Raw genomic sequence first — 13027 nt, forward strand, 5'->3', positions numbered from 1 at the left:
AACAGTTTTTGCACTATTATTGAGCAATTGATTTAATTACCTGCACTATGTTTGTATTTTTTTACAACTCTAAAATAATATTTTAAATAAACAAATACATGAATAATCATTATTTTACAGTAGGATAGCTGCTTAATACTGTTTTTAAATAATCATGGCATAAGAGTTGAAACGCTTATATTACTTAATAATTATCAATGGTGAAGAAATGCTTTCAGATTTTATTAAACAACACAAATTGCCCGAAGATTTTCGGCTAACGGTTAAGAACTATTACAAACCTTTGGCTGATCGAATATTTGATAAGTTCAAGCAAAGTGATAAAGCTTATTTTGTAGGTATCAATGGTTGCCAAGGTAGTGGTAAGTCAACGCTTACTGACTTTGTTGCAAGTTATTTGCGAGCTGAATACCAACTTAATGTGGTAGTAATGTCGTTAGACGATTTTTACTTTTCAAGCGCAAAACGTAAACAATTAGCCAACGATATTCACCCACTATTGGCTACACGAGGAGTTCCCGGCACACACGATATGGTGGCTCTTGAAAATGTTTTAACGCAATTAGCAGCGCATGAAACTGGTTTTTCAATTCCTCGATTCAACAAAGCTACCGACGAACCAAAAGCTGAAAGCGAATGGACTTTAGTTGATGAGCCGATTGATATCATTTTATTAGAAGGCTGGTGTTGGGGAGTTCAACCACAAACTCCAGCGCAATTACTTTCTCCTATTAATGAACTTGAGTTACAACATGACACCACTGCTGCTTGGCGCAATTATGTCAATCAACAACTTATAACAACTTATGAGCCTTTGTATCACAAAATGGACTTTTGGTTAGCCTTACAAGCACCTTCTTTCGATTGTGTTTATCAATGGCGTTTAGAGCAAGAACAGAAATTAAAAGCCAGAAATGTTGATTTATGCGATTCTAAAATTATGTCTCCGGCACAAATATTAAATTTCACTCAGTATTTTCAACGATTGAGTGTACAAGGTTGTAATACCATTTCAAACTCAGCCGATGCTATTTTTCATTTAGGATACGATCGTAAAATTACGGATATTCCGTTAACAGATGTCGTAACAGGAAGTCTATGAGTCAAATAAAGCGAATTATATTCAGTGATTTAGACGGTACACTACTCGACCATTTTACGTATCAATCCATTGCCGCAAGTAAAACTCTTGCGCAGCTGAAAAGAGCTGATATTCCCGTTATTTTAAATACCAGTAAAACCTATGCTGAATTAGAAGTAATTCTTCAAGACTTAAAGCTAGACACTCCTTTTATCGTTGAAAATGGCGCGGCCATTTATATCCCAATAGGTACGTTTAGCAAGCAACCTGCAGATACTGATGTTGTAGGAAAGTACTGGGTTAAATCTTTTTGTTTACCTGTAGAGCATTGGTTATCGTTATTGTCTGGTGAAAACAACGAATTTAGCGGAAATTACCAAGGCTTTTCTGCCATGTCTGAATCTGAACTTGCCTTATTAACCGGATTAAGTATTGATGAGGCAGAACGTGCAAAACAAAGACAATATGGTGAGCCTCTGCAATGGTTAGGCGACGAGGCAACTAAAGACACTTTTATAAATCACATGCTTGATTTAGGTGCCAATGTTGTTCAAGGCGGTAGATTTTTACATATTGGTGGTTATTGTGATAAAGGCCAAGCATTGCTTTGGTTAACTGAACAATACCAAGCACAGTTACAAAATAGCCCGATATGTACCATTGCCTTAGGAGATGGTGAAAATGATACCCCTATGTTAGAAGCCGCAGATATTGCTGTGCAAATAAAATCACCTGCACATGAGTTTCCTACATTATATCGTCAAAAAATGACTATCCAAACAAGCCTATATGGCCCTGAAGGCTGGGCTGAAGCAATACAAGACATACTAGCAGAGCAGTTAATTTAACTTACTTTTACTTAAAACTTAAAACTCGAAGAAATATAAAACATATAAGATAAATACAATAACTTAAGAGGTAAATCATGGCTGATTTCTATCAAAACGGTACCGTAACAACTCTTCATAATTTAGCGCAGCGAGATCCTAAGGATATGGCGGCTGAACTATTAACCTTTTCTAAAACACGGCCTTTAGGTCTCATTTTACCGTCTTTATTTTCCGAACTAGAAGGCAAAGCCTTACCTGACATTATTAGTAAACTGAAAGGTGTAGAATATTTATCTGAGATTGTTATTGGTTTAGACAGAGCCGACTTAGCTCAATATAAACATGCTTTATCATTTTTTGGCGAACTACCGCAACATCACCGCGTTTTATGGAACGACGGTCCTCGCTTGCAAGCAATCGATGCAAAATTACAAGCATTAGGTTTAGCGCCTAAAGAGTTAGGTAAAGGCCGTAATGTTTGGTATTGCATGGGTTATATTTTAGCGTCAGGCAAAGCAGAATCTGTTGCCTTGCATGACTGTGACATTTTAACTTATGAGCGTGAACTACTAGACAGGTTGCTATACCCGGTTGCCAACCCATTATTTAACTATGAATTTTCTAAAGGCTATTATGCTCGTGTTGCTGGCGGTAAAATCAACGGTCGTGTTTCTCGCTTATTAGTTACGCCATTAATTAAAGCCTTGAAAAAAACAGTAGGTCATTGCGACTATCTTGAATACATGGACAGCTTTTTATATCCGTTAGCGGGTGAGTTTTCTTTTCGTAGAGATGTATTAAGCGATATTCGAATTCCGAGTGATTGGGGATTAGAAATTGGTGTATTGTCTGAAATGTACCGTAACTATTCTTCAAACCGTATTTGCCAAGTTGATATTGCAGCAACTTATGATCATAAACATCAAGACATGTCGTTAGATAATGACGAGGGTGGTTTATCAAAAATGTCGGTTGATATCAGTAAATCGTTTATTCGTAAACTCGCTACTCAAGGTGAAACCTTTACTGCTGAAAAATTCAGAACGTTAAAAGCCACTTATTATCGTATTGCTTTAGATTATGTAGAAACCTATCGCAATGATGCCATGATGAACGGATTAAAACTCGATATTCATAGTGAAGAAGAAGCTGTAGAAATGTTTGCCAAAAACATAATAACCGCTGGTAATACCTTTTTAGAACAGCCTATGGATACACCATTTATCCCGTCATGGAACCGAGTGATTAGCGCTATTCCTGATATTTTAGAGCAATTAAAAGAAGCGGTAGAATTAGATAATGAAGAGTTTAGCCAATCATTGAAGTAAGTATACCAGCTAAGCAGTAAATTCATTCCTGAATTTACTGCTACATAAGACCAAGCCATTGAATTTAGACTCTGATGGCTTTTCTTGTTTATTTTTATCGTTAAGAACGATAAATATCCCCTTTTCAAATAATGAGGTGAACAATGACAACACCGACCAATCCACAAGAGTATGTATTAAGAGACAAGTTAATACAGCAACTTGCCACTATTTATCAAGGGATTGAGCTTGAGCAATCGTATGAAGATATTGCTCAATCATTGTTAGATATAATGGAGCTATCTAGCACTAGCGAGATCCAAAAGCCTTATACCAACCATTGGTCTGAAAAGGATATTATTTTGATCACTTATGGTGATAGCATCATCAAAGATGAGCAACCACCATTACAAACCTTAAAAACCTTTTTAGATGCCACAATTGCAGACACTATTAACAGTGTACACATTTTGCCTTTCTTTCCGTATAGCTCTGACGACGGTTTTGCCGTTATAGACTACTCATCGGTAAATGAATCCTTAGGTACTTGGCAAGATATTGAAGATATAAGTCGCGATTATCACCTAATGTCTGATTTAGTTATTAATCATTGTTCAAGCCGTAGTGCTTGGTTTGATAACTTTGTAAAAGGCGAAGGACAAGGTAGTGATTATTTCTTTACCGCCCTACCCGATGCTGATCTCTCAGAGGTTGTACGTCCGCGTACTTCACCCTTATTAAAAGAAGTGGAAACAGGTAACGGTAAAAAATTTGTTTGGTGTACCTTTAGCCATGATCAGGTTGACTTTGACTTTAGAAACCCAGAAGTATTAAAAGCATTTACATCGATTATTAAACAATATCTTGATGCTGGTGTTAAAATATTTCGCTTAGACGCAATTGCCTTTTTATGGAAAGTCCCTGGTACTACAAGTATCAACTTACCGCAAACCCATGAAGCAGTTAGATTACTAAGAACACTAATTGAGTCGGCAGAAGAGCATGCCATTATAATAACCGAAACAAATATCCCTAATACACAAAACCTAACTTATTTTGGTAACGCGAACGAAGCGCACGGTATATATAACTTTTCATTACCACCGTTATTATTAAACACCTTACTCACAGGTAGCTGTTTGTATTTAAAACGCTGGTTAATGTGTATGCCACCATCACAAGATGGCACCATGTACTTTAATTTTTTGGCCTCGCACGACGGAATTGGCTTACGCCCTGCTGAAGGGCTATTAGATGACAGCGAAATTAATACACTTGTGCGTACCGTTGAAAATTTTGGCGGTAAAATATCTTGGCGCACCTCTGACGCTGGTGAACAAAAAGCCTATGAAATGAATATTTCATTGTATGATGCGATGCAAGGCACGGTTGAGGGGAAAGATGAATGGAACTTTGAACGCTTCATTTGTGCCCATGCCATTATGTTTGCGCTTGAAGGCATTCCCGGTGTTTACATTCATAGCTTGTTAGGTACACAAAATGATTATCAAAAACTGGCTAATACTCATCATAACCGCTCTATTAATAGACACCGCTGGGATGAAGATGAACTAGCTACAGCACTTGCTGATAATTCTTTGCATCATGCTAAAGTACTTAATACTTTAAAATCTTTATTGAATATTAGAATAAACCAACCGGCTTTCCACCCCAATGCTACTCAGTTTACATTACATTTAGGTTTACAACTATTTGGTTTTTGGCGACAAAGTAGAGACAGAAAACAAAGTATTTTCTGTGTGAGCAATATAACCAACCAACCACTGCAATTACCATTAGCAGAGTTGAACTTGATTATTACTGAATCTTGGATTGAATTGATCAGCAATACTGTTATTTCTGAGTTAACAGAAGAGATAACGCTAGAGCCCTATCAAACAGTGTGGATCGCAAATAATGTGGCTCTAAAATAATATTTGTTACCTGCACGTTAAAGCTATTGTTACAGGGTCGAGTTAGGTTCAGGAGAAATATACAGCATGGCTATTAATTTACCGTGCTGTTTTTAACAACTGCTCGGTTAACATTTTATATAAACTGCCTAATTCCACAGGCTTACCTAAGTGATCATCAAACCCTGAGTTTAAATAGTGCGTAATATCATTTGGCATAACATTAGCGGTTAATGCCACTATGGGTGGACAATGAGCTAACAGCTTAAGCGCTTTACAAGCTTCGATACCGTCCATTACCGGCATCTGAATATCCATCAAAATCAAATCGATAGTAATAGGGTTATCAATTTTATTAGCGGTTGTTAACTGTTTAAAAGTATTCACCGCTAATAAACCATTTTCAACAACAATCAGTTTTGCTTTACTGTCACTAAGCATTTTTTTAATGATCACTTGATTAATCTTATTATCTTCTGCAATCAAAATGGTTTTGTCTGATAAATCTATCGTGCTGTGTTTTGATTTTTCGGCTTTATTTTGCTCAACCTCTTCCAACTTAGATTTTGTTAACGGTAACCTAATAACAAAGCGACTGCCCTTACCTTCAGTACTTTGTGCGGTAATAGTGCCTTGCATTAAATCGACAAGGGATTTACTAATAGCTAAACCTAAACCGGTGCCACCGTATTTACGCGTTGTTGAACCGTCTGCTTGCTCAAAACGAGTGAACAGTTTATTCAACATGGCTTCACTCATGCCAATACCCGTGTCTAATACTTCAATACTTACCTCCTGATCAGCTATGTTATTAATCTTTACTTTTACTGTGCCCCTTTTAGTAAACTTTACTGAGTTTCCTAATATATTCAGTAAGATTTGCCGGATACGAATAGGGTCGCCAAGCCATGCTTGGTCTTTATTGTCATTCAGTAATTCTATTTGCGTACCTTGTTCAACACTGGCTTGAGTTAAATCATAAATCACCGACTGAATCAGCTCTGTTAAATTAAAAGGCGTTACTTCAACCGATAACTTACCCTCTTCCATTTTTGAAAGATCAAGAATATCGTTAATAATAGTTAATAAACATTTTGATGAATACAACGCTTGCTCAATCAGCATTTTATCTTCACCAGTTTTAGATTTTTGATTCAAAATTTGTAAGCTACCGTATATACCATTCATTGGTGTACGTATTTCGTGGCTCATATTGGCGAGAAAAAACGATTTTACTTGGTTCGCTTTATCTGCTTCTGACTTCGATATTTCTAGTAGTTTATTTTTTTGGTTAATTTCTTCAATATTATTGGCCAATTCTTTATTACTTAACGAGAGTGCGTTTGTTTTTTCTAACACCAACCGATTTAATTTTGCATTGAAAATAATAACGATTATCAACACTAACACTAACAGTGCGATCACAGCACATATAACAATCAGTGTTTGGGTATTTAGTTGCTTCGTTTGTTCCCCATAACTTTTTAACGTTAACCCAACCAAGGTATTAGATTTATTAACTAAACCTAATTCTTTATAGATATTAGCAATGCGATTAAAACGTTGTTCATGCATTGTACCTAGCGGCACATAATTTAATTTAATATTGTTTTTAATCCCTGCAGCTTCAAGCAAAAGTTGTTTTCTATCTGACTGGGTATTATATTTTTTAAGAATTAAATCAACCGTTTCTTCGGGATTATCTAGCGCATATTGCCAACCTTTTAGACTTGCTCTAACAAAAGCTTCTACGCGATCTGGCTGTTTTTTTACATTTGCTTCACTGGTAAAAATTAAATCGCCATAAAAATCGATTCCATAACTACTTGGATCAAGAACATTAATCTCGATCCCCAATTCTTTATACCTAATCACTTGGTTGGTTTTATAAGCGGATACTACATCAACATCAGCTCTATTGAGCGCCATATTGTCAAAGCTATGAGGTACTAAGGTATAGTGTTTATCATTAATTCCCGCTAGCATTATCATTGCCATTAAAGCGGCATCGTCAAAGCTACGTTGAAACATAATGCGTTTATTGGCCAAGTCATAAACACTGGAGATATTTTTTTCTTTTAACGACATGAAAACTAATGGGCTTTCTTGAAATACCGTTGAGGCAATAACAACTGGCTTACCTTTTAAGCGTTCTAAAACAATACTTGAGTCAGCAATACCATAATCAGCTCTGCCGCTATTAACATCATCAAAAGGTAAGCTTTTAGGATCACGCTCTCTTATTTCAACTTCAAAGCCTTCTTCGGCATAAAAGCCTTTCTCTTTTGCCATATAGTAACCAGCAAACTGAAATTGATGCATCCATTTTAATTGAAGTGATACTTGTTCGAGCGCCACAGATGAAAAAGAGGCTAATAATAGAAGGGCAACACTGAATGTTTTTATTAAGTAACCTTGATTCAATGACAAAATACAGACCTTACGATAATACAACTAATTAATAGGAACTTACGGATAAATGAATAGTTAAAGGTAGCATATACTTAGACAAGTTATCTTTGATTTTATTCAACCATCTAGATTAATACATAAATAAATGTGCGCTGTTCATTAATGTATAAGCACCAGATTTTCAATAATTTACTTCGTACTCATATTCATGTTTATGTTCATTCTTATGTTCATGAACAACAAAACACTGATTTCCTTTGCTATTTTACCCGCTACTCACCTGATTTTTATAGTAACCTTGCTATATCATTACCTTAGTATAGTCGGTAATATTTATTACTGTAACGCTTGAGCGTTATAGGTATATTGCCTACAATAGCGCACTTTTTATTTATTACAGGTCACTAACATGAATGACATAAAATCAAAACCTGATTTGCCAGATCGCCTATCTGGCAATGCACGTAGCCCACATCATGTGGCAGAAATATTTGAACACGAAATTGGGATTTTATTCAACGGTAAAGAGCGCTTTGATGTAGAGGAGTATTGCATCAGCGAAGGTTGGATTATGGTTCCTGCAGGAAAAGCATTAGATCGTCGTGGTCAACCTTTACTGATGAAAAGAAAAGGTACTGTTGAAGCTTTTTACCGATAAACTCTATCGTTAAGCACTCAAAACCACCTTAAATTCTGATATGTAATATTAGAGATAACATCCCAAATATTGCAAACTCAACTCTGTTTAAAGTATATATTAATGATGGTTTTAGTACCTTATTTTTAACAATCTAAACCGAGCGATTAAAATGGGTCAAATAAGCTTTTCAACTACTGTGACCCATTTCAACAAAATACACGTAAGTTTTACAACCAGCATTTATTAGTGCTTAGCTCAATAAGATACTTCCCATTTATTTATCATTGTTGCTAAACAAAGCTTTAGCATAGGTTAGCTGCATATAGTATTCTGCTTGTGTGACCTAAAAAATTATTATTCGTTGATAAATTAAGTCTATCATTATCATTAATCTGGAGCTTCACAGATGAAAGTTGAACAACCCCTTTTAGGTAAAATAGGCACCTTAATATTTTTAGTGATGATCAGTGCTTTTCCTCCCCTAACTACTGATATTTATTTAGCTGCATTACCAACCATGGTAAATACCCTTAACACCAATGAAACCATGGTTAACTTAACCTTGAGTCTTTATTTTTTGGTTTACGCCATCACTTTGCTTTTTTGGGGGCCGTTAAGTGAAAAATTTGGCCGTAAACCTATTTTATTATTTGGTTTAGGTATTTATGTAACGGCTAGTGTGTTGTGTGCTTTGTCAAATAGTGTTGAAATGCTTATTGCTGCGCGTTTAATTCAAGCTTTTGGTGGCAGCGCAATAACGGTGGTAGCAACAGCCATAGTGAAAGACTTATATGATGGTCGGCAACGAGAAAAAATAATGGCCATTATTATGTCTTTAGTTATTATTGCTCCAATGGTTGCCCCTATTCTTGGAGCATTCTTACTAAAAATAAGCTCGTGGCATATGATGTTTATTGCTCTGGCTATTTTTGGCGGTATTGCTACTGTATTCTCACTTTTATTTAAAGAAACCTTAGCGCAAAAATATAGCGGCTCAGTGTTACATTCTTGGGGACGACTAGGTGTTGTGATCAAAAATAAGCAATTTCTTTCATTATTAGCTATTTTTGCTATTCCTCCTATGGCATTAATGTCATTTTTAGCTGCTGGATCATTTATTTATATTAATGATTTTGGTTTATCAGAGCAGATGTTCAGTTATGCATTTTCGTTTAATGCTTTTTTCGCCGCATTTGGCCCAAGTATTTACATCGCGCTTTCTAAGCGAATAGCCGTAGACAAAATAATAACAGCTTGCTTTGTCATATTGACAATATGTGGCACATTAACCTACACCTTAGGAAATTTATCACCGCTTATTTTTGCTTTAATTACCGCCCCCGTAACAATTATGATAATTATGGTCCGCGTTCCAGGCATAAATTTGATGTTAAACCAACAAGAAAATGATACTGGTTCTTCAGTGGCCATCATTCAATTTTGCTCAATGATGGCAGGCTCGCTGGGAATGATGCTAGTTATGCTACGTCCGCAAACATTAATACAAAACTTAGGCATTATACAATTTTGTATTGGCGCCATTGCTTGCTCATTATGGTTGTTAGTGAGAAGTAAGCCTTATGTGTCTGATAATTTGGCTAAACTTAAAGAGTAGAATATCATCAAGTATTATTGATGATATCGCAATAATATTGCTTCACGTATTCAAGTTAATTATAGAGGTGTTTTTTGGCAAGTATTACACGAGAGTTGAACGAAAATATGCAGCGTGATGTTGCAATGATACTGTACAGCAATGCAGTGTCAGGCATTATGGTTAGTGTTATTACCTCAACTTTACTGGTTTTTGCTTTTGATGATCCTGTAACAAACGCTTTTCAATTAATGTGGTGGTTGGGAATGACAACTCTACTCACACTGAGAATGGTGGATGTTATTTGGTGGAAAACCAAATTAAAGCAGACTGAATTCGACGGCAAAAAAGCGGTTAATCATTTCATTTTAGGTGTAAACCCTACTGCTATTATGTGGGCTATATATTTAGTGTATATGGCGATGCACAATGATGGGATAGAGTTAACCACAACAGTTATTGCTATCGCCTCAATGGCCGGCGGCGCAACCTCAATATTGGCCGCCCACAAAAAAACAGCGCTGTTTTTTTCATTTATTTTACTCGCCCCAGGTTCATTAGCTTTACTATTGTCTGGTACTTTTGCATTTGAACTCCTTGGTGTACTTGGTTTTTCCTTCTGTATTGTAATGGTATTAATTTCAAATAAAGCAGCTAACTTTACGCGACAAACCTTATTTTTGAAAAATGAAAATGCAACCTTAGTTCAGCAAATGGAAGAAAAAGTTAAACAGCGTACCCAAAAAATTTACGAACTATCTAATCTCGATCCACTTACCGGTTTATATAATAGGGCTGCTTTTTTAAGCCACTTAAAATCGGTCATAGAAAAATCTAATGAAACATTTGCTCTGCTCTTTATTGATCTCGATGACTTTAAAAAAATTAATGATAGTATTGGTCATAAAGCCGGTGACCTAATTTTAAGGGACTCTGCAGCCCGACTTAATCAAGATAAACAAAGTTCTCAGCTAGTTTGTCGCTGGGGAGGAGATGAATTTTTAATTGCACTTTTCGATGTAGATGAAGCAGCAGCGATGAAAAAGTCATTACAATTAATAGCGCAACTTTCTGAACCCCATAACTTTGAAAATAGCTTACTTACTGTAGGCGCTACTATTGGTATTGCCCTTTATCCCGATCACGCCACCACTGAAGAAAGCCTTATTCAAGCCGCTGATATGGCTATGTACTTTCAAAAGAAACAGGCTAGATCTACGGTAGGTGTATTTTCTGAGAAAATGGAAAAGCTTTATTCGCATGAGCTACATTTGAAAAATGGTCTAACTAAAGCAAGTGAAAACCAACAATTACGTTTAGTATTTCAGCCTTTAGTATCGTCTAAAAACCATAAAACGGTTGCGTTTGAAGCACTCATTCGCTGGAAAATAAATGGTGAAAACATCACACCTGATGAGTTTATTACTATTGCTGAGCAATATGGTTTAATTCATGAAATTGGCGCTTGGGTATTAAAAAATGCTTGTATAGAAGCGAGCAAATGGGACAAATCACTACAGCTTTCAGTTTGCGTTAACGTTTCAGTCATTCAATTCAAAGAAGATGATTTTATAGACATAATTGAAGAAGCGCTTACCATCAGTAACTTACCCGCAAAGTTATTACATATAGAAATTACTGAATCTGTTTTTTCTGCTGATACCAGCACTATATTAAATCAAGTTAAGCGCTTACAAGCGAGAGGCATTGAAGTATCTATTGATGATTTTGGTACAGGCTACTCGTCGCTTTCTGCGATGCAAGATTTAGGCGTAAACATGGTAAAAATAGACCGCTCTTTTGTAAATAACTTACAAGGGAATGGTCGTGCTATTATTTCTGCGGTAATGGATATTGCTTCATCATTAGACTTTTTAGTCGTCGCTGAAGGTGTTGAAACCGAAGAGCAAGCACAAGAGTTAGCGCTGCTAGGCGTTGATTTTCTTCAAGGCTATTATTTTTCTAAGCCCCTTGAAATAGAAGACATTCCAAGCTTTTTAACAAAATAGTACTTGGTATTAAATAACCGCTGTTCGGGTTAAATATCAACGTATGATTTTATATAAATCAACGATAACTTTATAGGCAAGAACGATGACAAGTTTACAAGAAAAAACCAAAGCTAAAATTGCAGCAGGACGACAAGCAAATCCTGAATTCATGCAAAACGTTGACGAAATTATTGCTCAAGCAAAGCTATTTCAACAAGGCGATAGTGCACTTAAACTTAATGATAATGCACCAAACTTCACCTTAACTAACCCAAAAGGCACACTCATATCCTTAACCGATTTATTAATAAAAGGCCCGGTTGTTGTTACTTTTTATCGTGGTAGTTGGTGCCCATATTGTAATTTACAGCTGAACGCTTTACAGCAACGCATGCCTGATATTACTGCGCTAGGCGCTCAGTTAGTTGCTATTAGTCCGCAAGTGCCAGACGATTCCTTAACAGCCGATGAAATTAACAATTTAGATTTTATTGTATTATCAGATCAAGATGCCAAAGTAGCAGCACAGTATGGCGTAGCGTGGGAAGTACCTGAATACCTTCTTGAACACATGCGCGTAGATCGTAAACTTAACCTTGAAGCGATCAATAACGGCAATAGCAACATTCTCCCTATTCCCGCTACTTTTATTATAAACACTAATGGTGAAGTTAGTTGGCGCTATGTCGATGTAGACTATCGAACACGCTCAGAGCCAGACGATATTATAGAGGCTTTACAAAGCTTAGCGAGCAATTCTTAAAGCGAGTTGAAAGCCTATAAAAAAGCACCTAAATAAGGTGCTTCATATCGTGTTATTTAACTAGCTCTAAATAATCAACTTCTAAACTGGTGCCTGTCAAATTACTATCTACTTCAGCCGTAATTCGTAATTTATCTTTTGATGTGACTGTGATTTCTCTGAAATCTGAATCATCAATTTCCATTTCTACTTCACCGCTAGCATCTTTAAACAAATAAAGATCATCGCCCAGCTGCTTCACAATGAACCCCTCAACTAGTACTTTGGTATCGTCTTTTAATTCAACCGCTTCTTTAATAGAAATTACAGTGTATACCGGAGAACCTTCGCCAACGAATGCCGCATTAGCGGTGAAAGATAATGCTAAAGTCGCTGTTAATAATAATTTTTTCATTGTTGCCTCAAGATGAATATTTAAAAACTTAGTATATTCTATATGTAAAGTATTTGCATATTGTTATGTATAACATGTGTTTAAATTTGTAAATGAACCTAT

10 protein-coding genes are annotated in these 13027 nt (G+C 36.1%); 8 read left to right on the forward strand and 2 right to left on the reverse strand.

Features of this window, described 5'->3' with window-relative positions; all coding sequences use genetic code 11:
• Window positions 1–208: 208 nt before the first annotated feature.
• The 4 genes from CWS31_RS11215 (at window position 209) to CWS31_RS11230 (ending at window position 5152) form a co-directional block, all read left to right on the forward strand.
• A complete protein-coding gene (locus CWS31_RS11215; protein WP_101345691.1) occupies window positions 209–1102 on the forward strand; it encodes a kinase in 894 nt (297 codons plus the stop codon).
• Complete coding sequence (locus CWS31_RS11220) at window positions 1099–1929, forward strand: HAD-IIB family hydrolase (protein ID WP_101345678.1); 831 nt, start codon at window positions 1099–1101, stop codon at window positions 1927–1929. Before CWS31_RS11215 ends, CWS31_RS11220 begins: the two co-directional genes overlap by 4 nt.
• Window positions 1930–2006: 77 nt before the next feature.
• Complete coding sequence (locus CWS31_RS11225) at window positions 2007–3239, forward strand: glycosyltransferase family protein (protein WP_101345677.1); 1233 nt, start codon at window positions 2007–2009, stop codon at window positions 3237–3239.
• A gap of 143 nt (window positions 3240–3382) precedes the next feature.
• Window positions 3383–5152: a sugar phosphorylase gene (locus tag CWS31_RS11230; RefSeq protein ID WP_101345676.1), complete on the forward strand. Its 1770-nt coding sequence runs from the start codon at window positions 3383–3385 to the stop codon at window positions 5150–5152.
• Window positions 5153–5230: 78 nt separating this feature from the next.
• Here CWS31_RS11230 and CWS31_RS11235 read toward each other — a convergent pair whose 3' ends face one another.
• Window positions 5231–7561, reverse strand: coding sequence for an ABC transporter substrate-binding protein (locus tag CWS31_RS11235; protein WP_101345675.1), 2331 nt, complete (start codon window positions 7559–7561; stop codon window positions 5231–5233).
• Window positions 7562–7952: 391 nt separating this feature from the next.
• Between CWS31_RS11235 and CWS31_RS11240 the strand changes: the two genes are divergently transcribed.
• From CWS31_RS11240 to CWS31_RS11255, 4 genes are all read left to right on the forward strand, one after another.
• A complete protein-coding gene (locus CWS31_RS11240) occupies window positions 7953–8201 on the forward strand; it encodes a DUF3297 family protein (RefSeq protein WP_101345674.1) in 249 nt (82 codons plus the stop codon).
• 388 nt (window positions 8202–8589) lie between these two features.
• Entirely contained in the window at window positions 8590–9798 is a 1209-nt protein-coding gene (locus tag CWS31_RS11245) for a multidrug effflux MFS transporter (protein WP_101345673.1), read from the forward strand.
• 74 nt (window positions 9799–9872) lie between these two features.
• Window positions 9873–11786 carry a putative bifunctional diguanylate cyclase/phosphodiesterase gene (locus tag CWS31_RS11250; protein WP_246143495.1) on the forward strand — a complete coding sequence of 638 codons (1914 nt, stop codon included), beginning with the start codon at window positions 9873–9875 and terminating at the stop codon, window positions 11784–11786.
• 85 nt (window positions 11787–11871) lie between these two features.
• Window positions 11872–12531: a peroxiredoxin-like family protein gene (locus CWS31_RS11255; protein ID WP_101345672.1), complete on the forward strand. Its 660-nt coding sequence runs from the start codon at window positions 11872–11874 to the stop codon at window positions 12529–12531.
• A gap of 52 nt (window positions 12532–12583) precedes the next feature.
• Here the strand turns inward: CWS31_RS11255 and CWS31_RS11260 are convergent, their stop codons facing one another.
• Window positions 12584–12925, reverse strand: a complete 342-nt coding sequence (locus CWS31_RS11260; protein WP_101345671.1) for a NirD/YgiW/YdeI family stress tolerance protein — start codon at window positions 12923–12925, stop codon at window positions 12584–12586.
• Window positions 12926–13027: the final 102 nt, after the last annotated feature.

This window comes from Colwellia echini (assembly GCF_002843355.2).
GTDB lineage: Bacteria > Pseudomonadota > Gammaproteobacteria > Enterobacterales > Alteromonadaceae > Colwellia > Colwellia echini.